This is a genomic window from Candidatus Vesicomyosocius sp. SY067_SCS001, from assembly GCF_014706615.1.
Lineage (GTDB): Bacteria > Pseudomonadota > Gammaproteobacteria > PS1 > Pseudothioglobaceae > Ruthia.
In genome coordinates this window covers 37,643-64,124 of record NZ_CP054877.1, presented here as the reverse complement: position 1 = coordinate 64,124, position 26,482 = coordinate 37,643, and the positions used below count along the sequence as shown (strand labels likewise).

Genomic DNA, 26,482 nt, shown 5'->3' with positions numbered 1-26,482 from the left:
GTATAAATGTCAATAGATAAGATGTAATATTGATAAAATCAAATTAATATGTCAATCATTAAAATAGCATTAACAGGTGGAATTGCTTGTGGTAAATCAAAAGTAAGTCAAATCTTAAGTAATTTAGGCTTAAATATTATAAGCCTTGATAAACTTGCACAAAAAATTGTTAGACCTAATACGATTGAACTTAAAGAATTAATCAAACACTTTGGTGATGGTATTATTAATACTAATAAAAGTCTTAACCGTAGTATTTTAAGAAAAATTTTATTAGAAAGAAAATCTAATCAAAAATTGATTGAAGCAATACTACATCCAAGAATATTAATACGTATGGAAAATGAAATTGGAAAACTAAAAGCCAAATTAGTGGTAGTTGAAGTGCCACTATTGGCTGAGAAGAATCTTACTCATTTATTTAATAGAGCAATTATTATTAGCTGCAATAAAAAACAACAATTGAAAAGATTAATTAATCGTGATAATATTAATACAAAGGAAGCAAAAAATATGGTTTCTGCACAATTTAGTCATTCATTACGCTTAAAATTGCGTTACAAATTACCTACTGATATCATTAAAAATAACCTAGAAATTACTGATTTAGCCCATAAAACTAATCAGTTGTACAAAAAACTAATTAACTTATAATCTCTTAACAATATTACTGTTTATTGGATATATTATTAATATGTTCTTCTTCGTCAATATTATCTATACAACATCTTAAATAGCATAACTTCTTACTTCCTCGCCTATAATACATTTTTATACAAAATCTATTCTTATATATAACGATACATTTTTTAATAAATTATAGACAATAGACTTTAACGTCTTTAACTAGTGTTAAAACATCCTTTGTATAAAAGTTCATAAAGGATACTTAAACTCAATAGCTCTTTGATAGCAGTATCTTTTATCAAAACCAGTCATTTTAGCTACAAGTCTAGCTGCTTTTGCCGTACCCATCTCAATGAGCAAAATTGGTAATACTTTATTCAACATTTCCTCTCCTGAGACTTTATTGTTTTTCTTTACTGCAGAAATAAGAATCACAAATTCACCTTTTTGGTGTGTATGATCTGCTTGTAAATAATCAATCAATTGTGGCAATGTATTTGTCTTAATGGTCTCAAACAACTTAGTCAGTTCTTTAGCAAAGCAAACAATGCGTTCATCACCTAATACTGCTTGTAAATCTTGTGCACAAGAAAGAATACGATTAGGTGATTCATAAAAAATAGCCATTTCATTGATATTTACAATAGATTGAATCACTTTAAGACGAGCCGATTGTTTACTAGGTAAAAAACCAAAAAAACTGAATTTATTACTGGCAATTCCTGATACACTAATTGCACTAATCATTGCATTAGACCCAGGGATAGGGGATACATTAATACCTACTTTCTTCGCTTCTATCACTAATACATGGCCTGGGTCACTAATAAGTGGTGTTCCTGCATCACTAATCAATGCAATATGCTTTCCTTCTAATAATTTATTAATTACATCAGGAGTTTTACATATTTCATTATGTTCATGAAAAGTATGCATTGGTGTTTTAATATCATAATGATTAAGCAAGTGTTTAGAGTGACATATATCTTCTGCTAGAATAATATCAACTGTTTTCAACGTTTTAATAGCCCTAAAAGTGATATCATTTAAATTTCCAATTGGTGTAGCGATAATATAAAGTGTTCCATTCATATTCAGTTTTACAAAAAATTAGATATTGGATGAAAGAAATTGTATTAACATATTTATTCAAATAACATATTAATACTATGATTGAGTGAAATTAGATATTATTATGCTTGATAAAATCAACTAAATACTAGTTTTTATTGAAAATATATATCGTTCTAACACTTATTTTAGTTCTATACTATAAATAATTACTCAAAAAAAATATCAAAATTATCTATACAAATTTGATTTAAAATATTTTAAATATAGTCTATAAAGTACAGACTCCTTGAAAAATATAACATCATGAAAAAATTCGTTCTATCGACACTTCTAATGACAAACTTCTTACTTCTAACAGCTTGTGTATCAGCTATTCAAGGTGTTTCAACTGTTAGCTCAATTATCTCAATAAGTAATGACAGACGTAGTGCTGGAGAAGTGTTAGATGATAAAACCATTACTCTAAGGTTATTTAACTGGTCTAGAAAAGATTTAACATTAAACAATGCACATCTTAATTTCATGGTTTATAACAAAACAGTACTAATTACTGGAGAAGTAGAAACACCTAAGATACGTATTTATGCAAGTAAACAAGCACAACTTCAAGTACCAAAAATTTCAAAAATATTTAATGAAATTAAATTAAGCCCTTCAAATGGACTACTTAGTAGAGCTAAAGATTCAACCATCACTATACAGGTTGAATTCCTATTTCAGAATCAAGAGGTATTTCATCCAACTCACGTTCAGGTGATGACGGAAGATCAGGTAGTTTATCTTATGGGAGCCGTAACTAAACGAGAGGCTGATATGGCCGCCAAAACTGCCGCTAAAGCCAGAGGTGTTTACAAAGTTATTAAATTATTTGATTACATAAAAACTCGCCCCAAGGCTGAGATTAAAAAGCTGAAATAAAGTGTGATAAAATTAAACAAAAGCTAAAGTTGAAATAAAAAAAACTAAAAAGATAATCTAAAACACCAAATAAAGTTTTTAAATAAAAATATTCACCAGAGTTAATTATTAGCAGCGTTCATTTATATTTAGCAAAGTTCATACATTGAATAAAACATATCTAATCTAGATTTAATCTAATTCAATCATTTTTTTATCATGTTATTACGATAACGATACTACTAATCTAAAGCTTAATTACATTATCTTTATAATAGTCAAAATCAATACATATATTATTTCAATACAACGGTTTTCCAAGCAAAAACTAAAACTTGTTACTATAACTTCTAATCAACTTATCTAAAAGATAACCTTTTAAAAAGATTTAAATATTATTCTAATACTTAAATAGAATATAGCCTTTTAATAGCTTTACATCCAATATCATCTCGATAATAAGAACCATTCCAATTGATTCTTTTTACCAACTTATAAGCCTTTGTTTGTGCAATAGAAATATTTTCACCCAAAGCAGTTGCACATAAAACACGTCCTCCACTAGAAAACACTTTACCATTTTCTAGTTTTGTTCCTGCGTGAAAAACTTTGGTATCTTGACTATCTTCTGGCAATATAATTAATTCATTAGTATCATAAGTATTTGGATAGCCTTTTGCAGCTAAAACCACACCTAAACAAATACGCTCATCCCACTTAATATTCGCTTGATCTAAGCTTTGTTGTGTTGCTAATAAACATAAATCTGCTAAATTAGACTTGAGACGCATCATAATCGGCTGGGTTTCAGGATCACCAAGGCGACAATTATACTCTAATACTTTAAAATTATTATCTTGGTCGATCATTAGCCCTACATATAAAAATCCTATATAAATATTTCCTTCTTCTGCCATTGCATTAACGGTTGGATAAATAATGGTATCCATAACTGATTGAAAAATTTCATCAGTAACAATAGGCGCTGGAGAATAAGCACCCATACCACCAGTATTTGGACCTTTATCATCATTATCACGAGCTTTATGATCTTGTGAAGTTGCCATTGGCAAAATATTTTTACCATCACACATCACAATAAAACTTGCTTCTTCACCACTCAAAAACTCCTCAATCACCACACATAAACCTGCCTTACCGAAACAATTACCTTGTAACATATCAAAAATAATATTTTTAGCTTCAAATTGTGTATGAGCAATAATCACACCCTTTCCAGAAGCTAAACCATCAGCCTTAATTACAATAGGTGTACCTTTACTCTTAACATATTCGATAGCAAGATCTATTTCAGTAAATACACCATAATGTGCTGTAGGAATATTATGACGATCTAAGAAATACTTGCAAAATACTTTAGACCACTCAAGTTGAGAAGCAGCCTTAGTTGGTCCGAAAATTGCTAATCCTTCGTATTGAAAATGATCAACTACACCTATTACTAATGACGCTTCAGGGCCAACAATAGTTAAATCTACTTGATTATTTTTTACAAAATTAATTAAACCTACTATATCATCCGTAGGAATATTAATATTAGTCAATTTACTTTCTAACTGTGTACCGGCATTACCAGGAGCAACAAACACGTTACTTACTGTATCAAATTTGCTACACTGCCAAGCCAAAGCATGTTCACGACCACCACCACCAATAACTAAAACCTTCATAAGTATTCCGTAATAAATTACTTAAATTTGTTGTGCTATAATTTATAGACTATAATCATTAATCAACATTGATACAAATTAATCTCATGTAATAACTATTACATTTTTTTGATTTTTATATGACAAATTGAGAACAAGACAAAAATTTAATATTTTTTGTAAACATTAAATAAATACATTTAATAAATTTATCTTTTTCATAAAAACTAATTTTTTTAAAATAAAAATCAACATATTTATACTTTAACAAATAATCTGCTAAATTTATCTCAACATTAAACGGATCAAATAACAATACAACAATGATGTAACTCAATCAACAAACAATATATGCTTTTATTTAATCAATAAAAACAGTCAACTATAGAATGACCTATCTAAATAGTAATATAATTAAAAAATTTTCATAATTAAAAACACTTTCGCGCAAACTTTTATCGCGCTTGATGGAATATATTGAACTTTTATTAAAGCAACTACCAACTAGTGTATCTTTTTTTTGTGCTCATACAAATAATTTTTTTGGTAAAATTATTCCATTTCCTTGACATTGTCCAATACCAAAAAATTGTTTTTTCTCATTAAATAACTTCACTTTAAGTAATCCTTGCTTATCTGTCTGGATTTCTCTACCAAATTTTATATCCACACTTTGGACCTTACTCAGATAAACACCTTCAAGGTTTAATAACATATCTTCACTGGCAAGTATTTTATCATCTAGTGCTTGATAACCATTAGATGATAAAATTTCAAGTTCAGAAAATGTTAAGGTTTGACTGATATCAATATGTGCAAAACCTGTACGCCTAAGCTCAACAACATGAGCTCCACAACTCAATTTTTTTCCAATATCTTCTATCAAAGTACGAATATAAGTACCTTTAGAACACGTTACTTCAAGTGAAAGTATACCGTTTTTATATCCAAGATAGATAATTTTATAAATGGTAACTAGACGAGACTCTCTTTCTACTTCTATGCCTTGTCTAGCAAGCTTATACAATGGCTGTCCATCTCTTTTAAGTGCTGAATACATAGGAGGAATCTGAAAAATATTACCTTTAAAACTTGCAGTTACCTTAGCAATTTCACTATCACTTAAATGTTCAAAAGGTTGGGTTTTGATAATGCTACCTTCACAATCACCAGTATCACTTATTTGCCCCAACTTACCACGCACAAAATAACGTTTATCTTCTTCTAGTAAAAACTGTGCAATTTTAGTAGCTTGTCCTAAACAAATTGGCAAAATACCACTAGCAGAAAAATCTAGTGCACCTGTATGTCCAGCCTTTTTAGCAAAAAAAAGTCGTTTTACTTTTTGTAAGGCAGTGTTAGAACTCAACCCAATATCTTTATTTAATAGAACAATACCATTAATACTTCTACCTTTTGAATTACGCCTTAACATATAATAGTTAATGTAATAGTCTTTTACAATTTAGATAGTAGTTGTTCAATTCTTATTCCTGTGTTAGGCGAAGAGTCAAAGATAAACCTAAGTACAGGTGTGTGACGAAGATCAATTGTTTTAGATAAATGTATACGAAAAAAGCCACTGGCTTTATCAAGTAGTAATTCAATCATTTTTTTGTCTTCTTTAATAACCGTATAAAAAACCTTAGCACTACTTAAATCACGACTTATCAATACATCAGTAATTATCATGTCACATAACCTTGGATCTTTAATAGAAGTTCTTAACAATAACGTCAACTCACGACGAATTAATTCGTTAATTCTTTCCACTCTATAAGAAACTTGTTCTAACACTTATATAAAACTTAAAGTATACGTGCCTTTTCAACACGTTCAAAGATTTCTATTTGATCACCTGGCTGTACATCTGTATAATGAAGTACACCAATACCACATTCAGTACCTGACTTAACTTCATTAACATCATCTTTAAAACGTCTTAATGATTCCAGTTTACCATCAAAGATAACTACACTATCACGTAATACTCGAATTAGGCTATCACGTTTAACCGTACCCTCGTCCACCATACACCCAGCAATATCACCCATTTTTTGAGATTTAAATATATTTTTAACAGAGGCAATACCAATAATATTTTCACTCAATTCTGGGCTGAGTAACCCACTCATAATAGCCTTAACATCATTAATTAAGTTATAAATAATTGAGTAATATTCAATACGAACACCTTCGTTGTCAGCTGTTTTACGTGCAACAGCATCAGCACGTACATTAAAACCAAGTACTAAAGCGCTAGAAGTTGCTGCTAATGTAATATCAGTATTATTAATACCGCCAACACCACTTGATACTACTTTCACTCTAACCTCATCCGTTGATAATTCTTCTAATGCTTCAATTAATGCTTGCGTTGAACCTCTAACATCCGCTTTAAGCAATACATTAACAGTTGAAATATCACCTTTTTCCATTTTCATTAGAAAATTTTCCATTTTCGATGCTTGCTGTTTCTGCAACTGCATTTCACGGTCTTTAGATTTTCTGAAATTAGCCACCTCACGAGCCTTCCTTTCACTACCTACAACTATTACCTCATCACCGGAGTTGGGCACACCAGACAAACCTAACACTTCTACAGGCATTGACGGCATAGCTAATTTAAGTATTTTACCTTTATCATCCGAAATTTGTTTAACTTTGCCATATTCAAATCCAGCAATCATAATATCTCCTTTATTCAATGTACCTGATTGTACTAAAATAGTGGTCACCTTACCACGACCTTTTTCAAGACGTGCTTCTAGTACAGTACCATGCGCTGGACCTTCACTTACTGCCGAGAATTCTAAAATCTCGGCAGTAAGTGAAATAGCATCTAATAAAGCATCCACACCTTCGCCAGTATGAGCTGATACAGGAACCATTATAACATCACCACCCCAATCTTCAGAGATCACATCATATGTTGAAAGGACTTGCTTGATTTTATCAACATCAATACATTCTTTATCTATCTTATTAATTGCAACAATCATAGGTACTCCAACAATTTGTATATGTTTGATAGACTCAATTGTCTGTGGCATAACGCCATCATCAGCAGCCACCACTAAAATAACAATATCAGTCACATTAGCGCCACGAAAACGCATTTTTGAAAACGCCGCATGTCCTGGTGTGTCAATAAAAGTAATAACATTACCATCTGACTGAACTTGATAAGCACCAATATGTTGTGTAATACCGCCAACTTCACCATGCGCTACTTTGGTTTGACGAATATAATCTAGAAGTGAGGTCTTACCATGATCAACATGACCCATAATAGTTACAACAGGAGGTCTAGTACTTTTATGCTCGTTAGATTTTAACTGTTCAATTAATACATCTTCAATGGTTTCTTCAACACTAATAATACCTTTATGGCCCATTTCTTCTACAACTAACAGGGCAGTATCTTGGTCAATTACATCATTCAATGTCACCATAACTCCCATACTCATTAACACTTTAAGCACTTCACCAGCTTTAGTAGCCATCTTTTGTGCAAGTTCAGTTACCTTGATATTGCCAACAATAGCAACTTCATGAATTACTTTTTCAATAGGTTTTTGAAAAGCATGTTGCGCTTGTTCTGCTTGTATTTTTTGTGATAAATGTGTTCTATCTTTTTTCTTTAATTTTCGATTGGGATTATGTCTAGCGACATGAAGTTGCTTACGAGTATTATTATCACTAGAAGTATTACGTAAGCGTTTAGGTTTATTACCTTCTTTAGGCTTGTCTACCGTTTTTAGTTTTTCAACTTTCTTTTCAGCTTCTTTCTCTTGCACTTTTTTAATCGTTTCTCTCTGGATCTCTAGCCCCTCCTCTACTTGAGATTTTTGCAAACGCACCACTTCCAAACGCCTAGCATCTTGGGCTAATAATATTTCATCTGCATTACGACCAGCATCCAAGGCAGCTAAAGCAGCATTAGCCATTTCGTTAGAAATAACTTTAGACTGTTCATCAATCATTGTAATTGGCTGTGTCAAGCGTTTTGACCTAACTTTTACTTTAACATCACTCACTGAAACGGTATTGGGCTTAGTACCTGCTTTACGAAAAATAGACATACTAGACCTTCTAATTGGACGCTTTGAAAGACTACTCATTAATATTTTTCTTTCTTCTGCTGAGATAACAGAGTCTGAATTTTTACCATCAACACCAGCATTCGCTAGAATTGTAACTACCTCATCAGGTGTCTTTTTCAATAGTTTAGAGAGTGTTTGAACCGTGTGTGCCATAATACTTGCCTATTTTTATAATTATTAACTTAAAATAAATTATCATTCTCAATTAATCAAACCATCCTTCATTTTCTCTTGCGGTCATTATAATACTTGATGCTATTTCAATATCCATATCTTGGATATCCAGCAATTCATCAATAGACAACTCCGCTAAATCATCAACAGTAAAAATGTCTACTTCAATTAATACACTTGCCAAATCCTCATTAACACCTTCAACACTCATAAGTATTTCAGAAGCTTCTGCATCTCCCAAAGCTTGTACTAATTGTGCATCTGATGCACGCTCTTGAAGTTCTTCAACCATTGATGCGTCAAATTCTTCTATATTTCCTAAAACTTGCGCATCTGCATCAACTAACTCATCCACACTGTCAAACCCTTCTTCAATCAATACACCAGCTACTTCAGAATCAACACCTAATTGATCAGCAAGCTTATCGCTAATTTTTTGCATCTCCTGTACTTGCTCTTCGTCAGCTTGAATTGTTGACATCACATTTAGTTTCCAACCAGTCAAACGAGAAGCAAGCTTAATATTTTGGCCACCACGACCAATAGCTAATGCTAGTTGCTCATCCTCAACTGCAATATCCATTGAGTGTTTATTTTCATCAACAATAATTGAACTCACCTCAGCAGGTGCCATTGCATTAATAACAAATTGTGCAGGATCTTCATCCCAAAGAATAATATCAACACGCTCAGCATTTAGCTCATTCGATACCGCCTGAACACGCGCACCACGCATACCAATACAAGAACCAATTGGATCTATACGTTTATCTTTAGCTCTAACTGCTAATTTTGAACGTAAACCTGGGTCTCTACTACCACCCATAATTTCAATCACACCTGCAGAAATTTCTGGCACTTCCATTTTGAATAACTCAATCATCATTTCAGACACACTACGTGATAGAAAAATTTGCACGCCACGAATAGAAGACTTTACTTCTTTAATATAAGCTCTTAAACGGTCATTTTTACGTACTGACTCATTAGGAATCAAGTCAAATTTAGGGATCATTCCATCAACACCGCCCATATCAACATAAATATTGCCTCTATCAACACGTTTAACCGTAACCATAATAACCTCTCCAATTCGTGAGGAGAAATCATTAACAATCACTTCTCTTTCTGCTTCACGAACCTTTTGAATAATTACTTGCTTAACAATTTGTGCCGCAATACGGCCAAACTCTTGTGTCTCAATTGGCTTACACATATAATCATTAACCACTAAACCGTCCGTGTTTTTTTCATAAATATGTAATTCTAAATCAAACTCAGTGCCATCATCATCAACAAATAATTCACCATCTGCCACAACCATCCACTGTCTAAAGGTTAAAAACTCGCCTGTTTGTCTATTAATTTCAACATATGCATCAATATTATTTCGTTTTTTTGTCGCAATAGCTAATGCTTTTTCTAACGACTCAAGCACCTCTTCTTTAGAGATATTTTTCTCGTTCGAAATCGCCTCAACCATTAAAAATAATTCTTTACCGTCCATTACTTTACTCTCCTACATTACCCAAGTTACCTAATTGAGCTTAAAAATCAACCACTAAATTTGCTTTTTTAATCAAATCAATATCTAAAATAATTGTTCCTAATTCACTAACCAACTCAATCGTATTGTTAATCTCACTAACACTACTAATAACGCCAAAAAAATTGCTTTGACCGCTAATCGGCCTAAACATATGTAACTTAACATTAAAACCTAAAAAACGCTGATAATGCCCCTTATGAAATAATGGGCGCTCAATACCAGGAGATGAAACTTCCAAATTGTATTGGCCAATAATCGGCTCTTCTATATCAAAAATACTACTCAATTGACGAGAGACTATTTCACAATCATTAACACTAATACTTTTATTTGTATCAATAAAAATTCTCAAAATACTATGTTTACCAATAGCAACATATTCAATGCCCACCAATTCATAACCCATACCTTCAATAACAGGTTCAATTAAATGGGTAATTTTGTCAGTTACTTTTGCCATATATTTCTATTAATTTTATCTTTATATGCATAAAAAAACCCCTATAAATGGGGTCTTAAATCAACTTTTTATTAACCAAGTTAATAAAAAAGTACTTAACTGGTAGCGGGGACAGGATTTGAACCTATGACCTTCGGGTTATGAGCCCGACGAGCTACCAAACTGCTCCACCCCGCACTAAAGGGTGTGAATTATACACTATAATATTAAGAATTATGAAAAAAATAAAAATTGCTGTATTGATGGATAATATCAACACTATTAATCCAAAAAAAGACTCTTCCTTGGCTATGATGCTAGAAGCATCAAAACGAGGCTGGGAGATTTACACTTTTAATACTTATGATTTATTTGCTCAAGATGGATCAGTATTTGCTAATTGTGCAAAAACTACAGTTAATGACAATCTTAACCATTGGTTTAAGAAAGAAAAAAATATAATAATGGCACTTAATGAATTTAACGTTATTCTAATGCGTAAAGACCCTCCATTTGATATGAGCTATATTTATGCAACTTATTTATTAGAACAATCTGAAAATAAAAATACATTAATCATTAATAAACCACAATCTTTACGAGACGCCAATGAAAAACTATTTGCCTTAAACTTCCCACATTGTATACCAAAAACACTAATTAGTAGTAATCAAATGCAAATCAAAACCTTTATCAAAATACAAAATACCGCTATTATTAAACCACTTGACGGCATGGGGGGGCATGATATTTTTAAATTCAAAATAGACGATATAAAAATAGATATAGTGCTAAAACGCTTAACAAACAATGGTAAAAAACCAATTATGGTACAAGAATTTTTGCCTGATATTACCAAAGGTGACAAACGTATTTTATTGATTAATGGTAAACCGATTGATTATGCACTTGCTCGTATTCCCGCAAAAGGTAACTTTAAAGGCAACTTAGCAGCAGGTGCAATTGGCATTGGACAACCCTTAAGCAAACATGATTATTATTTATGTAGTCAAATCTCTCCCACTCTTAAAGCTAAAGGTTTAATATTTGTTGGGCTAGACGTAATTGGTGACTACATTACTGAAATTAACGTCACCAGTCCAACCTGTATTCGTGAATTAGACAAACAGTTTAATCTTAATATTGCAGGTGAATTATTTAATGTTATCGAACAAATGATTAATATTAATCATTACTGAGAAATCAAAAAATATCGACCCAATACCACACCTATGCCGGCAGCAGATAGAGATAAAACAATATTAAGCAAGATGTTAAACCCTGCTTGACTGTAATTCCCAAAACTAATCATTTTAATAGACTCTAAAGATAAAGTTGACATAGTTGTTAGCGACCCAGTCAAACCAATTAACAACATCAACCGATAAGCCTCATGTAAAGTAGCTCTTTCTAATATAATAACTACCAATATACCCGCCAAAAACGAGCCTAAAATATTAACAATCAAAGTACTATAAGGAAAGTCAGATATAAGTGTGGTATTCATTAATTGGGTTAAATAATAACGCATACTAGCGCCAATAGTTGCACCTACACCAATCACAAAAATTGTGAATAAACCACTCATCAAAAATCTATTAAATGTTTCAATTTTTCAATAATTCTAATCTTCCACCTAAAATTTTTAGACAATTAACTTGTTCTTCTAACTCATTAAGTCAGATGTTTATCCATATACAAGCACATCAAATACATGATATATACATGCGTAGCAATGATTTTACTTAATATCAAACAAATTAGGTATATTATACAATTTATTTCATTTTAGGCAAATATCCTGTTTTTCAGGTCTTAACCATAACTTATATAGTTATAGTATTAGACTTTGTTAGAATCTACATAATATACTACATAATTATATAGATAACCACTTACTTAATAATATTCTATATTTTTTAGCATTATCAACTATTATCTGTAATCCTTTTACCTTGTATAATCCAGAGCTTAACCATGTAAAATATCCATTAATAATTTTTATTAAAATCATTTAACCAATGTCTAATAGATTTCATATAATCATATAATACAATCAAGTGTTATAAATATCCTAACAACATGAATACCAATATTCAACAAAAATAACTAACTAAAATCATCTAAAGTTCTAAACTTTAACGTTTCTACAAGTAACATATGACTAAATATATTTTTATTTTTATCAATCACAAAAAAATACTGACAAGTTTTAGTATAAATACACCACCATAATAAAGGTTATATTTTAATGAATTTGTAGTACTTCAAAATTGTACCACTGATTCAAAATAAACACCACTGATAAGTTAAGTTGTTGTGCTAATATTCTAGCTTTTTGACTACCCATTGCCATCATAGCAGTTGCATAAGCATCTGCCATCATCGCGCTATTATGAATTACGCTAACAGAACTTAGATCAGTATTAGCAGGTAATCCTGTATTGGGATTTAAAATATGTTGATATTTTTTTTCTTGCCAAACAAGATAATTACGATAATCTCCTGAAGTAGCAATAGCTAAATTTTGCAACTCAATAGCAATTGGCATGCTATTATTTGGCTTTTCAATACCAATTGTCCACTGACCTTGAGCCATTACTTCACCACCAATTTCCACTATAAAATTTTTAAGTCCTTGCTGAATTAGCATATTTGCCACAATATCTACACTATAACCCTTAGCAATAGCAGATAAATTAATATAAATATCTTTAAGCTTTTTAACTCGTAAATCGTCTAAATGTACATACTCAATAGATGATATTGCTAGTGCTTTATCTATCTTTTCCTTATTAGGTTTTACCTGTGTCTTAATAACACCAAAACCCCAAACATCAATTAAACGACCTATACCAGGATCAAAAAAACCCTGAGTTTGCTTATATATTTCTTTTGCTTGGAGTAAAACAAAAAACAACTCATCTGATACTTTTATCCATTGATTAATTGGCGCTCTGTTTAATTTTGAAAGCTCGGAATTTTCATCCCAAGTGGAAAATATTTTCTCAATCTCATTAAGACGTTTATCAATAATTAACTTTGAGATTTGAGTGTTCAAAACTTTGATACTATAATCAGTACCCATGGTTGTACCAATAATAGTTTGTACTGTTTCACTAACACAAGAACTTAAAAATAAAAAGATAAAAACAATAAACACCTTAGACATTATAATTTTGACATGTTAAAATTTATTTTCAGTTTGTTATTAACATTACCTGCGTATACAAATGATACCAAAGACACATCTAATACACATAGTTTTACACAATTCTTGAATGATATTCGCCGCAAAGCAATTCAATTAGGTGTTTCACAAACTACAATTAACAATGCTTTTAATGATTTAACACCAAATCCTAAAGTCTTAGAATATGACCGCAACCAAGCAGAATTTAACCTTAATTTTTGGCATTATCTAAACTCAAGAGTAAATCAGAATAAGCTTGATAAAGGTTTAATAAAACTTAAACAATACCAGAAATCTTTACAAGAAAATCATAAAAAATACGGCGTACCGCCTCATATTATTATAGCTCTTTGGGGTTTGGAAACTAATTATGGTAAAAATGTTGGAAAAATTAATATAATTCGCTCACTCGCAACACTGAGTTTTGATAAACGACGACGTGAATTTTTCACCCATGAATTATTGACTTTACTTAAACTAATCGATGAAGGCAAACTTCCTTTGAACGCCAAAGGATCTTGGGCAAGCGCCATGGGTGGTATACAATTTATGCCCACTAATGTAGATACTTACGGTATAGATGCTAATCTTGATGGAAAAATTGACTTATGGCATACACAAGAAGATATCTTTGCCAGTGCAGCATATTTTCTAAAAAATATTGGTTGGCATCAAGGAGAACGTTGGGGGCGTGAGGTTAATATTCCTAAAGATTTTAACTACCAACTAGCGAGTTTAAATACTAAAAAAACAGTAAATAAATGGCAAATACTAGGTATACGTATGATAAATGGTGCTACTCTCCCCAACTCAATGATGCAAGCCTCTCTCATATTACCAATGGGTTATAACGGCCCAGCATTTTTAATTTATCGAAATTTTCATGCTATTCTCAGGTGGAATCGCTCAATTTTATATGCACTATCTGTAGGACATTTATCTGATCGCTTAATAGGCTTAAATCAATTATTTGCGAAATCAATTACCGAACCTTCGATTAGTAATAGTAATATTAAATACATTCAAAACACGCTAAATAAACTTGGATTTAATGCAGGTGAACCTGATGGTATAGCGGGACAAAAAACTCGTTGCGCAACAAGAGCATACCAAAAAGCAAATAACCTGCCGATTGATGGCTATGTTGGCTATCAATTATTACAACAACTACGATGAATATTAATACTTATTTAGGATTTGATATTGGCACTAAAAGAACTGGCGTTGCAATAGCCAATAGTTTAACCATGCGAGCAACAGGTATTGCGGTGATTAAACATCATAAAAACAATTCAACTAATTGGATCGCACTTGATGAAGTTATTAATAGTCATAATATTAAGCTATTTATTGTAGGATTGCCATTTGACCAACAAGGAAAAGAACAGATAATGACTTTTATTGCCAAATCATTTGGAAAAAAATTAAAAAATCGTTACCAAATTGAAGTTGAGTTTATTGATGAATATTTATCCTCAAATGAAGCAAAAAAACTTCTAAAATACAATCATCATCATCACAATGCACAACGTGGTAATGTTGACAAACAATCATCACAATTGATATTACAAACATGGCTCAATGAAAAAAGATTTAATTAGTAACCATATTCAACTAAACGACTCTGGTAAATTAATTCATCTATTAGGACTTGAGGGTCTTTCCAAACAACATTTAACTCATATTCTTGATAAAGCTGACAGCTTAATTGATGCCTCTGGTAACTTAAAAAAATCCAAAGCACTTGATGATATGTCCATTGCTAATTTATTCTTTGAGCCATCAACACGAACACGCAACACATTTGAAATTGCTGCAATGAGAAGTAGTGCTAATGTTATTAACGTTGACCTTGCTAACTCAGCACTCAAAAAAAATGAAGACTTACTTGATACCATGCGAACACTTAAAGCCATGCAAATTGACATGTTTGTGATTCGCCACAAACAAAATGGCTTACCACACCACGTAGCAAAATACCTAAAAGGTGTCTCCATTCTAAACGCAGGTGACGGTATTAACGCTCATCCAACCCAAGCACTACTTGATATGCTCAGTATTCGCCAACACAAAAAAACATTTGAAAACTTATCAGTCGCTATTGTAGGTGATATTATTCATTCACGTGTGGCACACTCTGGTATTCAAGCACTTAAAACTCTAGGAACGACTGATATTCGTCTTATTGCCCCAAAAATCTTACAATACAACTCAGAACCTTGTTCAGAAGTCAGTTGTTTTGATGAGATTGAACCAGGACTTAAAGATTGCGATGTAGTGATAGTATTAAGACTACAAAAAGAACGTATGATTGAGGCTAATATCCCTAATGAACAAGAATACTTTGATAGTTTTGGACTCACGCCAAAACGTCTAGCACTAACAAAGTCTGATTCTATTGTTATGCATCCAGGTCCAATTAATCGTGGTGTTGAAATTGACTCAATCGTAGCTGATGGCAATCAATCAATCATATTGCAACAAGTTACTGATGGAATTGCAATACGTATGGCAGTTATGCAAATTCTTGCTAACAAATAGTTAGAAAACATAAATTTTAACCAGCTTAAAATTTTAACTAACAATAGAAATACATACTCTAAAAAGAAGTATGTCGCCAACTTATCTCTTAAGGAGAGTATTTCTTAAGGGCGACATACTAACATTTTATCATAAAGTAATAGTATTAATTACTCATACTGTTGAACTTTCAAATCCACTTAAAAACAAAAAATAATCTTTAATTTCGTGATAAAACAAAATTAATGCTTTACGAAAATAGAATTCTCTAACTAGTCTTAATAAAAGAACATTTAATACAATCAAATAAATATGGTGGCCACACCTAGAATTGAACTAGGGACACAGGGATTTTCAGTCCCTTGCTCTACCAACTGAGCTATGTGGCCTTAACAAGTATAAACAGTAAATTATACGCCTAAAAATCGTTCGGCATCTAACGCTGACATACAACCAGAACTAGCTGAAGTAATGGCCTGACGATAAACATGATCTGATACATCACCTGCTGCAAACACACCTTCTATACTAGTTTGTGTAGCATTGCCTTGTGTTCCACTCTGGACTTTAATATAATTATTTATCATTTCTAAATGACCTTTAAAAATAGCTGTATTAGGTGTATGGCCAATAGCAATAAATACACCATGTACATCAATATCTTTTATCTTATTATTATAATCTTTTAAACGAATCCCTGTTACTCCCGTGATATCACCTAATACCTCATCAAGGTTATGATTATATTCAATAGTGATATTACCTTTTTTTGCTTTTTCAATTAACTGGTCGGATAAAATCTTTTCAGAAGAAAACTTATGCTTACGATGAACAATAGTAACATGATCAACAATTTTTGATAAAAACAAAGCTTCTTCAACTGCCGTATTACCTCCACCAATCACAGCTACTTTTCTTCCACGATAGAAAAATCCATCACACGTTGCACAGGCAGATACACCTTTTCCTTTAAATTCTTCTTCTGATTCTAGACCTAAATAACGAGCACTTGCACCTGTTGCAATAATCACTGAGTCTGCTGTATAGGTAATTATCTCACCTTTTAGAACAAAAGGGTGTTTGATAAAATCAACTGATATGATAGTATCATTAATAACTTGTGTGTCAAAATACTCAGCATGTTTTTTCATACGTGCCATTAAATCTGGACCTTGAACACCAGTACCATCTCCAGGCCAATTGTCTACATCAGTGGTGTTCATTAACTGACCACCTTGTTCCATACCACTCACAACAACAGGGCTAAGATTAGCTCTAGCTGCATAAATTGCAGCAGAATAACCAGCAGGACCTGAGCCAATAATCAATACTTTACAATGTTTATTTTCACTCATATGAATACTTTATACTTTATTAATACATTTGAAACATTATAAACCACCTTGAAAAAGAATAAAAAAATAAGTACAAAAAGATACCCAGAAAAACCTCGTACTAAAATAGCCAGTGAAATACTATTTATCTTTTTAAGTACCATAGGTCTTATTTTTTTATCCGCCTTAGTTACCTACTCTGCTAATGAAAACCCTTGGTCAGGTAACGTTGCTCTAATTGCACCAGTTACTAACCTTGCTGGTGTATTTGGTGCATATTTAAGTGATATATCTTTATCTAATTTAGGTTATAGTGCTTATTTAATACCAGTCTCACTGATATGGTTAGGATGGAAAATCCACAAAAATGCTGAACAAAAGAAGTCAAAATACTTAACAATTGCTATCCGTTTTATTTCACTAATGACACTAATTACTTTTAGTGCAGCATTTTTAGTTCAAAACTTTACAGATATGGGACCATCTGGCGGCTATATTGGCATTAGTATGCATCGTTATTTTAGTGTTGCATTTGGTTCTGCATCACTAATTATTTATCTCAGTATTATAATGATTAGTGTTAGTATTATTAGTAGCTATTCATGGATTAATATTTTATCCTTTACTAGTAATATATTAAATAATCTTTTTAGCAAAATACGTAATATTAGAACACAAGTTAAAACCAAAAAAGCTATAAAAATTTCTACTCCAATTAAACAATCAAGTATTAAAACTAACATACGTAACCAAATAAAAAAAAGCAAGGAAAAACCAAAAAAAAGTTTTAAAAAAGTTATTTCCTCCAATCTATTTAATACGTTAACTATAACTGGTTTGCCGAATTTAAACTTACTTAATGAGCCAACTATCAACACCAGTGGGTACTCTAAAGAAACACTAGCAAACATGTCACGCCAAGTTGAAGTGAAACTTAAAGATTTTGGTTTTAATGTTTTAGTTACTGAAGTCACCCCTGGTCCTGTCGTAACTCAATTTGAACTTTCACTTGCTCCTGGAATTAAAGTTAGTCAAATTATAAATCTTAATAAAGACTTAGCACGTGCTTTATTAGTTAAAAGTGTACGTATTGTTGATATTATCCCTGGAAAACCTGTTATTGGCTTAGAAATCCCAAATACACAACGTGAAATAATCAACCTTAAAGAAATTTTTTCTTCTGAAAATTTTATTAAATCTGATTCTGTCTTAACCATGGGTTTAGGTAAAGATATTAACGGTATTCCAATTATTACCAATCTAACAAAAATGCCGCACTTACTCGTTTCTGGTGCAACTGGTATGGGTAAATCAGTTGGACTAAATACGATGATCCTAAGCGTACTCTTCAAAGCTAAGCCAAAAGAAGTACGTATTATTATGATTGACCCTAAAATTGTTGAACTTGCTTGTTATGCTGATATTCCACACTTGCTCACACCTGTTGTAACAGATATGAACCAAGCAGCTTCTGCCTTGTGCTGGTGTGTTAATGAAATGGAACGTCGTTATTCATTATTAGCTAAATTTGGAGTGCGTCATATTGAAGGCTTTAATAAAAAACTAAAAAAATCTAAAGATAATGGAAAACCTTTGCTTTATCCATTATTTAATCAAAACACTACTAATGAAAGTAAAGCAACAACTGAATTAGAGGTATTGCCTATGATTATGATAGTTATTGATGAATATGCTGATATGCTTAGCACATTAGCCCAAGAAGATCGTACCAAGGCTAAACGTGTTGAGGCACTTATTATACGTTTAACACAAAAATCACGAGCTGCAGGTATTCACATTATTATTGCCACACAACGTCCAAGTGTAGATGTTATTACTGGTCTAATCAAATCTAATATACCAACACGTATTGCTTTCAAAGTCTCTTCAAAAGTTGATTCACGCACCATTCTTGACCAAAGTGGCGCTGAACAATTACTTGGTATGGGTGACATGCTATATATGACGCCAGGTATGTCACATCTTATTCGCGTGCACGGTGCTTTTGTTGACGATGGTGAGATTGAACGCGTGGTTAATTTTTTAAAAGACAACTATGAAACTAATTATATAGATGGTATTCTTCACACTCATAGTAAATTAAATAAAATATCAAATATATCAGGTAAGCTTGATGTTTTATATGATAAAGCTGTTAAAATTGTAACCTTATCACGACGTGCTTCAATTTCTAATCTACAACTCCGTATGCAAATTAGTTACAACCGTGCAGCGCTTATTATTGCAGATATGGAAATTAGTGGTATAGTAAGCAGTATGAACAGCGCTGGAAATCGACAAGTATTAGCACCTAAACCTACAACTACTAATGACTAAATTTCTAAGCACTTTAATATTTGTATTTTCTAATTTTGCCAATAGTAACTATGATTTCTCTAATTTTTTGGCTCATTTGAACATCTAAAGTGCTAACTTTACACAACACACCTATAACAACACAAATGCGCTATTAACCAACTTCTTGGTACATTATTATTTAAATCTCCTTCAACAACTAATTTGGCATACACTAGTGCCAAATAAGCAAATACTACTGTTAAACAATACTAAACTGTGGCTAGTTGATGTTGAATTAGAACAAGCTAGTTTGATATCAACAACTAACTTAACACAAACTCCATTATATTGGTTTATTAATCGACCTATCAATGGCAATCACATACCTTAATATACACACAAAAATAAAATTAATTGGTATAAAACTCAACAAACTAACTAATTAAGTTTTATCCTAAAAATAACATGCTGAAAGACTATTAGTCTTAATAATAAACTAAATCAAACAATTTTAAAATAGAAAACAACCTAATTACGACAATATCATACATGTATATGTAATCCTACTCGTAAATATGGTGCCGAAGGCCGGACTCGAACTGGCGACCTACTGATTACAAATCAGTTGCACTACCAACTATGCTACTTCGGCATTAAAAATAGAATTATACCTACAAAGATAACAATTTTTTTTAAAAAAAATTGACTTTTAAATAAAAAATATTTTAATTTCCTTGAAATATAGTATAACGGATTATTAAATATTTTATTTAACAGAAACACCCCCACCTAATTGATGCACATAAACAGCAAGTTTTTTAATTTGCGCAGCATTGATAATACTTGAATGGCCAAATGATGGCATAACAGCGTCTTGCGTTAATGGATCGTTCACTTGATTTACACCATGTAGAATTATACGTACAATTGACGAATGTTGATTATCTGCTTTAAAACGATAAATACCGTCGCTTAAATTAACACTACCTAACAATTGATTGCCCTTCATATTAGGACCATGACAAGCAATACAACCTTTATTCATGTATAGTTCTTTAGAAACAGGATCAGAATTTACTTTTTTACCTTTACCTATTTCAATCAATAAAGTAGCTAACGTACTAGCCTCAGCATCTGAAATACCCATCATACGTGCTGGCATTCTTCCTTTTCGTCCACTTGTAATACTAGCACTAATTTGTTCTAATGTTCCTCCATATAACCAATCATCATCAGCTAAAACAGGAAAACCTATATTACCCTGACCAGCAGCACCGTGACAAGCCGAACAATTATCACCAAATAATACTTTAGACGTTTTAATAGCATAAGTTCTTAATTCATCATCAAGTACAATTTCTTCTAATGATTTTTCAGCAATAGCTTTTTCAGTATCAGCAAACCTTTCTTCACGATAGATCTCTAATTTAGCAACGCTTTCATTCATTTCACTAACTTGTGTCCAGCTAGCAAAACCTTTATTATGCTCACCAAACCAAGGAATGGTTGGATAATAAAATGTATAAACTATAACAGCAAATGTACCCATATATAATGCCAACATATACCATCTTGGCGGACGATTATTTAGCTCTCTAATATCATTTTCTTCATCCCAAAAATGCCCTGTATTATTTTCATCTGGGAAAGAATTTTTCTGTTCACTCATTGTTTTCCCTCTTAACTCAATCTTTATCATTTACAAAGTTACGTAAGGATTCAAATTTTTTCTTATTTTTTGGTCTAAAAGCGTAAAAATAAGAAATCGCTAATAATAAAAATATAACAACTGTTATCACAGCACCAATTTTATCAACCAAAGTCATTATTCTCTGTAAATCACGCCATCTTCAAATTTTATCATATTACCTAACGATTGCAAATAAGCTACCATTGCATCCATTTCATTCTTTCCTTTAACGGAGGCTGACGCTTGTACAATATCTTCCTTTATATAAGGCACACCAACTTTAGATAAACCGCTCATGTGTGTAGCGATTACATCACCATCAACCAAAGAATTTTCTAAAAAACGATATTTTGGCATGACTGATTCTGGTACAACTGCTTGTGGATGACGTAAATGCAAAATATGCCATTCATCAGAATATTTACCACCAAGTCGTGCTAAATCAGGTCCTGTTCTTTTAGATCCCCACTGAAACGGATGATCATATATTGACTCCACCGCTAAAGAAAAATGGCCATAACGTTCTTTCTCATCCCTAAACGGACGTATCATTTGTGAGTGGCATAAATAACAACCTTCACGCTGATAAATATCACGACCAGCCAATTCTAAAGCAGTCAAAGGCCTTACACCATCACCAGGCTTCCAGTCAGACAAACTTTGACCTTTAGAACGAAGCCATAATAAACTTTTTATACTACCATCAGCTGCAATCACTTCGTCCTTAACTGTTTCAGGATTCGTAAATAAAGGAACAATTTCTACAATACCAGCCAATGACACTGATAGCGCCATAAACAAATACATACCAAAAATATTCTTCTCCAGTTTAACCTGTAAACTCTCTTTTACGTTTCTATTTACCATGGTTTGTTTCCTTTTTATACATTAGCTATTTGACCAGAACCTGATCTACGAATAGTTATCACAATATTAATTAACATTATAATTGCGCCTAATAATACCAATGTACCGCCTGTAGCTCTCATAACATAATAAGGATGCATTGCTGATACTGATTCAGCAAACGTATAAGCCAAAGTTCCATATTCATCATACGCTCTCCACATAAGACCTTGCATAATGCCTGATACCCACATAGCTACAATATAAACTACTGTTCCAATCGTATGTATCCAAAAATGAATACCTAAGAGTTTTTGTGACATTTTCACGTTATAAATTTTCTCAATCATGTGGTATATAGCACCTGCTGCCACCATAATATTCCAGCCTAATGCACCAGAATGTACATGACCAATCGTCCAATCTGTATAATGCGACAAGGCATTAACTGTCTTCGCCGCCATAACCGGTCCTTCAAATGTACTCATAGCGTAGAAAGCTAAAGACATAATCAAAAAACGTAAAATATAGTCTTCACGTAAACGATCCCAAGCGCCTGATAACGTTAAAATACCATTAAGCGCACCACCCCATGATGGAATAATCATAGCTAATGAAATTGTTGCACCCAATGAACCTGCCCAATCAGGTAATGCTGTATATTGTAGATGATGAGCACCTAACCAAACATAACCAAACATCAATGCCCAAAAGTGAATCACCGATAAACGGTAAGAATATATTGGACGCTGTGCTTGTTTTGGAACAAAATAATACATAATACCTAAAAAGCCTGCTGTTAGAAAAAACCCAACAGCATTATGACCCCACCACCACTGAATCATAGCGTCCTGTACACCAGAAAAAATTGAATAAGATTTAAACGCACTCACTGGAATGGATAAATTGTTAATCACATGAAGATAAGTAACCATAACCATCATACCCATAAAGAACCAATTAGCCACATAAACATGTGGTACTTTATTACGATTACGAATGTGAATGGTCATAATAAAATTATATAGATACGAAACCCATGCTAAAGTAATCAAAATATCAATTGGCCATTCTAACTCTGCATATTCCCTAGATTGTGTCAAACCTAAAGGCAAAGTAATGACCGCTAAAACAATCACAGTATTCCATGACCAAAATGTAAACCAAGCCATTTTATTAGACCAAAGACGGGTCTGATTAGTACGTTGTACAATATAAAAAGCTGACGCCATTAATGATGATCCAGCAAAAGCAAAAATCACAGAATTAGTATGCAAAGGTCTTAATCGACCAAATTGAAAATAAGGTAAATCTGTACCTAAATCATTAAGAAATGGGAAAGCTAATTCAGAAGCAATGTATACACCAAGTAGTGTTCCTATTACTAGGTAAACAGTTGCCATAATAGCAAACCATTTAACAACACCTAAATCATACTTTTCTGTTAAATTCATTAATAGTCCTCTATGTTTTTAGATTAATAACCTATTTCTTTATATTAAAAAAATAGGCTCAAATTCTACACTAGCATCTATGATGCAGTCAACAACATCATGCTCTTTTGATATAGATCAATTTTTTTTATTTTTATTTATCCATAATCTTAAAGAAATAATACCTAACACTAAAGCCATTAAAAACCATTGCAATGCATAACTTAAGTGCTTATCCACACTACCATAAAAAGGTTCCCATTGCCTAAAAAATCCATCACTATCTTCAATATCAAGACGCGCTAACATAGCAATAATTGGATAATCAGATAACAAGGATAACTCATCTAAATTTAAAGACTGTATTAATACAGGAAAATTTGATGTGATTAATTCTTGCTTAAGTTTAATACGCTCAATAGGCTTAATCAGTCTAACTTTAATAACTCTTGTTAGATTATCTACTTTAATATTAATCAGATGACCGCGACTTCCATGCCAGGGTACAAAACCACGGTTAACCAAGATAGTAGTTTTATTACTTAATACAAAAGGTGTAAGCACATAATAACCAGCATTACCATTAACAATTTGATTGTCATAAATAAATTGTTTATCAGTGTCATAATGACCTTTTAATAACACCTGATGATGCTCTTTACTCAACACCTCTTTTACATTTGTTATCAACTGAACAGGTTTTTGTTGTGCTAGTATAATCTTATTCTCAATAATATGCTTCTCATCAGCACGGTCAATCTGCCAAAATCCTAACGATACTAATCCATAAATAATTAAGGATATTAAAATCGTAGGAATAAAAATAGTATGCTTAATCACTGAAAAGAAAATGCATCCATAATAATTATATTGGGTTCTATCCAATCCATATAAGCAGAAAACATAACGATAATAAACAAAGATAAAGACAATACTACACGTATTACTAATGATTTAAACATTTTATTAGAACCAGTTTTCCCACCTCTAAGCATACCAAATAAACCTATACTTAGTGCTATTAAGATAGCGATAATAATGATGATTATGATAATTTGTGTCATTAGTTTTTCCGATGAAATAAACTAAAAAACCAAATATAAAATATTTTTATCAACTTTATAACTAACTACAACCAATACACAAAGATAAATAAACCCAACCACACTACATCTACAAAATGCCAATACCAAGCAACACCTTCAAAGCCAAAGTGGCTATCTGCACTAAAATGTCCTTTTTGTACACGATAAAGAATAACAGTTAACATAATTACACCAACTGTTACATGGAAACCATGAAAACCAGTTAACATATAAAATGTTGAGCCGTAAATGCCAGAAGTTAGCTTCAAGCCATCATGATATGCATGGCCATATTCAGTAATTTGAAATCCTAGAAACAATACGCCAAGAACAATAGTAGCAACCAACCATCCAATAACTTTATTACGATCTCCATTACGCAACGTATGATGTGCAAAAGTCAAAGTAACGCCTGATAAAAGCAGTAATGCTGTATTTAAAGCTGGAAGTCCCCAAGCATCAACTAGTTGTCTTGGCACAGAAATTGATGTACCTGATTGTAATATTAAACCAGGAGTGCTAAAAGCAATTTGTTTCCATGTTGAACTAAAACCATTCCATAAATCAGGAGTGAAAAGGTTATTACCTGAACCACCCAACCACGGAACTGATAATTGCCTTGCATAAAATAACACACCAAAAAAGGCGGCAAAAAACATAACTTCGGAAAAAATAAACCAACTCATACCCCAGCGAAATGAGCGATCAACTTGACTGTTATACATGCCACTAGTGCTTTCATTAACAACTTGACCAAACCAACCAAACATCATAAACACCAAAATACTAAAGCCTAAGGCCATAATTGAAGCACCCCAACTAGCACCATGCATTTGATTAGCAAAACCTACAAATAAAGTAGCAACACCAATTGAACCAATAATAGGCCAATAAGTACCACTTGGTACATAATATTCTTGTTCATTCATATTTATTCTCCCCTTTTTTAATTTTTAATCTTAAAAAAATTATAAGATAAACTCACGTCTTTAATACGCTCGTCTAATTCTGGCTCAATAACAAATCTTAAGGTCATTTCTATCTTCTGATGTGGTTCAAACACTTGTTTATTAAAACAAAAACACTCTAACTTTTTAAAATACAATGCCGCTTCTGTAGGAGCAACACTAGGAACTGCTTGACCAATAACAACTTTATCAGTATTGTTCTTAGCAATATAACTAGTAGTATAAAACTTACCAGGTATTACTTCCATTGAATTTATCTTAGGTCTGAACTGCACTGGAAAACCTCCCATTGTCATAGCAAAAAAACTTACCTCAATCCTACGCGATTCATCTATAGCATATGTTTGTTCACTATTAATTCTACCTGTTGTACCATTAAATCCAGTAATTTCACAAAATACATCGTAAATAGGTACCATTGCATAAGCAAAAGCAAACATTAATATTGGTGATAAAATTAATTTTATCCAAAATATTTTTGTTATTTTTTTCCGAACACTTATATCAACCATACAATACAATGGTTGCTATAAACACACCTACTGCAATAGCGCTAGTAATTACTACAGTAATTACCAC

24 protein-coding genes, 3 tRNA genes and 1 pseudogene are annotated in these 26,482 nt (G+C 32.1%); 8 read left to right on the top strand and 20 right to left on the bottom strand.

The window, feature by feature from the left end:
- Positions 1 to 48: 48 nt before the first annotated feature.
- Positions 49 to 654, top strand: coding sequence for a dephospho-CoA kinase (gene coaE / locus HUW60_RS00320; RefSeq protein WP_190600471.1), 606 nt, complete (start codon positions 49 to 51; stop codon positions 652 to 654).
- Positions 655 to 876: 222 nt separating this feature from the next.
- Here coaE and rsmI read toward each other — a convergent pair whose 3' ends face one another.
- Entirely contained in the window at positions 877 to 1,719 is an 843-nt protein-coding gene (rsmI, locus tag HUW60_RS00315; protein WP_190600470.1) for a 16S rRNA (cytidine(1402)-2'-O)-methyltransferase, read from the bottom strand.
- A 315-nt stretch (positions 1,720 to 2,034) separates the two neighbouring features.
- Between rsmI and HUW60_RS00310 the strand changes: the two genes are divergently transcribed.
- Entirely contained in the window at positions 2,035 to 2,619 is a 585-nt protein-coding gene (locus HUW60_RS00310; protein WP_238924482.1) for a BON domain-containing protein, read from the top strand.
- Positions 2,620 to 3,005: 386 nt separating this feature from the next.
- Here the strand turns inward: HUW60_RS00310 and purD are convergent, their stop codons facing one another.
- From purD to HUW60_RS00275, 7 genes are all read right to left on the bottom strand, one after another.
- Complete coding sequence (gene purD / locus HUW60_RS00305) at positions 3,006 to 4,289, bottom strand: phosphoribosylamine--glycine ligase (protein WP_190600469.1); 1,284 nt, start codon at positions 4,287 to 4,289, stop codon at positions 3,006 to 3,008.
- Positions 4,290 to 4,794: 505 nt separating this feature from the next.
- The gene (truB, locus tag HUW60_RS00300) at positions 4,795 to 5,703 is read right to left on the bottom strand and encodes a tRNA pseudouridine(55) synthase TruB (protein WP_190600468.1); all 909 of its coding nucleotides are present in this window, start codon (positions 5,701 to 5,703) and stop codon (positions 4,795 to 4,797) included.
- Between the two features lie 23 nt (positions 5,704 to 5,726).
- Positions 5,727 to 6,041 (bottom strand): 30S ribosome-binding factor RbfA, encoded by a 315-nt coding sequence (gene rbfA, locus HUW60_RS00295; RefSeq protein WP_238924480.1) that lies wholly within the window; start codon positions 6,039 to 6,041, stop codon positions 5,727 to 5,729.
- A gap of 35 nt (positions 6,042 to 6,076) precedes the next feature.
- On the bottom strand, positions 6,077 to 8,527 hold the full coding sequence (gene infB, locus HUW60_RS00290) for a translation initiation factor IF-2 (RefSeq protein WP_190600466.1): 2,451 nt from the start codon (positions 8,525 to 8,527) through the stop codon (positions 6,077 to 6,079).
- 52 nt (positions 8,528 to 8,579) lie between these two features.
- Positions 8,580 to 10,055 (bottom strand): transcription termination factor NusA, encoded by a 1,476-nt coding sequence (nusA, locus tag HUW60_RS00285; protein ID WP_190600465.1) that lies wholly within the window; start codon positions 10,053 to 10,055, stop codon positions 8,580 to 8,582.
- Positions 10,056 to 10,095: 40 nt separating this feature from the next.
- Positions 10,096 to 10,557, bottom strand: a complete 462-nt coding sequence (gene rimP, locus HUW60_RS00280) for a ribosome maturation factor RimP (protein ID WP_190600464.1) — start codon at positions 10,555 to 10,557, stop codon at positions 10,096 to 10,098.
- A 100-nt stretch (positions 10,558 to 10,657) separates the two neighbouring features.
- A tRNA-Met gene (locus HUW60_RS00275) sits at positions 10,658 to 10,734 on the bottom strand.
- A 38-nt stretch (positions 10,735 to 10,772) separates the two neighbouring features.
- Between HUW60_RS00275 and gshB the strand changes: the two genes are divergently transcribed.
- Positions 10,773 to 11,735 carry a glutathione synthase gene (gshB, locus tag HUW60_RS00270; RefSeq protein WP_190600463.1) on the top strand — a complete coding sequence of 321 codons (963 nt, stop codon included), beginning with the start codon at positions 10,773 to 10,775 and terminating at the stop codon, positions 11,733 to 11,735.
- Here gshB and crcB read toward each other — a convergent pair.
- A complete protein-coding gene (gene crcB / locus HUW60_RS00265) occupies positions 11,729 to 12,124 on the bottom strand; it encodes a fluoride efflux transporter CrcB (RefSeq protein WP_190600462.1) in 396 nt (131 codons plus the stop codon). The two genes, gshB and crcB, sit on opposite strands and share 7 nt — an antisense overlap.
- A 660-nt stretch (positions 12,125 to 12,784) precedes the next feature.
- On the bottom strand, positions 12,785 to 13,708 hold the full coding sequence (locus HUW60_RS00260) for an FAD:protein FMN transferase (RefSeq protein ID WP_190600461.1): 924 nt from the start codon (positions 13,706 to 13,708) through the stop codon (positions 12,785 to 12,787).
- Positions 13,709 to 13,720: 12 nt separating this feature from the next.
- Here HUW60_RS00260 and HUW60_RS00255 point away from each other — a divergent pair, with 12 nt between their 5' ends.
- The 3 genes from HUW60_RS00255 to HUW60_RS00245 are packed head-to-tail and all read left to right on the top strand — an operon-like array spanning position 13,721 to position 16,270.
- Complete coding sequence (locus HUW60_RS00255) at positions 13,721 to 14,905, top strand: lytic murein transglycosylase (protein ID WP_190600460.1); 1,185 nt, start codon at positions 13,721 to 13,723, stop codon at positions 14,903 to 14,905.
- Positions 14,902 to 15,330, top strand: coding sequence for a Holliday junction resolvase RuvX (gene ruvX / locus HUW60_RS00250; RefSeq protein ID WP_190600459.1), 429 nt, complete (start codon positions 14,902 to 14,904; stop codon positions 15,328 to 15,330). The genes HUW60_RS00255 and ruvX overlap by 4 nt, the downstream gene beginning before the upstream one ends.
- The gene (locus HUW60_RS00245; RefSeq protein ID WP_190600458.1) at positions 15,311 to 16,270 is read left to right on the top strand and encodes an aspartate carbamoyltransferase catalytic subunit; all 960 of its coding nucleotides are present in this window, start codon (positions 15,311 to 15,313) and stop codon (positions 16,268 to 16,270) included. Before ruvX ends, HUW60_RS00245 begins: the two co-directional genes overlap by 20 nt.
- Positions 16,271 to 16,562: 292 nt before the next feature.
- On the opposite strand, the gene HUW60_RS00240 is transcribed toward HUW60_RS00245, so the two are convergent.
- Positions 16,563 to 16,638, bottom strand: a tRNA-Phe gene (locus tag HUW60_RS00240).
- Positions 16,639 to 16,659: 21 nt separating this feature from the next.
- Complete coding sequence (trxB, locus tag HUW60_RS00235) at positions 16,660 to 17,604, bottom strand: thioredoxin-disulfide reductase (protein WP_190600457.1); 945 nt, start codon at positions 17,602 to 17,604, stop codon at positions 16,660 to 16,662.
- 48 nt (positions 17,605 to 17,652) lie between these two features.
- On the opposite strand from trxB, the gene HUW60_RS00230 reads away from it, so the two are divergent.
- Positions 17,653 to 19,920, top strand: a complete 2,268-nt coding sequence (locus tag HUW60_RS00230; RefSeq protein WP_190600456.1) for a DNA translocase FtsK — start codon at positions 17,653 to 17,655, stop codon at positions 19,918 to 19,920.
- 103 nt (positions 19,921 to 20,023) lie between these two features.
- A pseudogene (locus tag HUW60_RS00225) lies at positions 20,024 to 20,272 on the top strand (hypothetical protein); the annotation flags it as partial.
- A gap of 185 nt (positions 20,273 to 20,457) precedes the next feature.
- Here HUW60_RS00225 and HUW60_RS00220 read toward each other — a convergent pair.
- The 8 genes from HUW60_RS00220 to HUW60_RS00180 all read right to left on the bottom strand — a co-directional run bounded on the left by HUW60_RS00220 (position 20,458) and on the right by HUW60_RS00180 (position 26,415).
- Positions 20,458 to 20,533: transfer RNA gene (locus tag HUW60_RS00220), tRNA-Thr, on the bottom strand.
- Positions 20,534 to 20,647: 114 nt separating this feature from the next.
- The gene (gene ccoP / locus HUW60_RS00215; RefSeq protein WP_190600455.1) at positions 20,648 to 21,550 is read right to left on the bottom strand and encodes a cytochrome-c oxidase, cbb3-type subunit III; all 903 of its coding nucleotides are present in this window, start codon (positions 21,548 to 21,550) and stop codon (positions 20,648 to 20,650) included.
- 156 nt (positions 21,551 to 21,706) lie between these two features.
- Positions 21,707 to 22,438, bottom strand: a complete 732-nt coding sequence (gene ccoO / locus HUW60_RS00205; protein WP_190600453.1) for a cytochrome-c oxidase, cbb3-type subunit II — start codon at positions 22,436 to 22,438, stop codon at positions 21,707 to 21,709.
- A gap of 14 nt (positions 22,439 to 22,452) precedes the next feature.
- Positions 22,453 to 23,871: a cytochrome-c oxidase, cbb3-type subunit I gene (ccoN, locus tag HUW60_RS00200; RefSeq protein ID WP_190600452.1), complete on the bottom strand. Its 1,419-nt coding sequence runs from the start codon at positions 23,869 to 23,871 to the stop codon at positions 22,453 to 22,455.
- Positions 23,872 to 23,988: 117 nt separating this feature from the next.
- Positions 23,989 to 24,690: an SURF1 family protein gene (locus HUW60_RS00195; RefSeq protein WP_190600451.1), complete on the bottom strand. Its 702-nt coding sequence runs from the start codon at positions 24,688 to 24,690 to the stop codon at positions 23,989 to 23,991.
- The gene (locus HUW60_RS00190) at positions 24,687 to 24,914 is read right to left on the bottom strand and encodes a twin transmembrane helix small protein (RefSeq protein ID WP_190600450.1); all 228 of its coding nucleotides are present in this window, start codon (positions 24,912 to 24,914) and stop codon (positions 24,687 to 24,689) included. The genes HUW60_RS00195 and HUW60_RS00190 overlap by 4 nt, the downstream gene beginning before the upstream one ends.
- A gap of 65 nt (positions 24,915 to 24,979) precedes the next feature.
- Positions 24,980 to 25,864: a cytochrome c oxidase subunit 3 gene (locus tag HUW60_RS00185; protein ID WP_190600449.1), complete on the bottom strand. Its 885-nt coding sequence runs from the start codon at positions 25,862 to 25,864 to the stop codon at positions 24,980 to 24,982.
- A gap of 17 nt (positions 25,865 to 25,881) precedes the next feature.
- A complete protein-coding gene (locus HUW60_RS00180) occupies positions 25,882 to 26,415 on the bottom strand; it encodes a cytochrome c oxidase assembly protein (protein WP_190600448.1) in 534 nt (177 codons plus the stop codon).
- Positions 26,416 to 26,482: the final 67 nt, after the last annotated feature.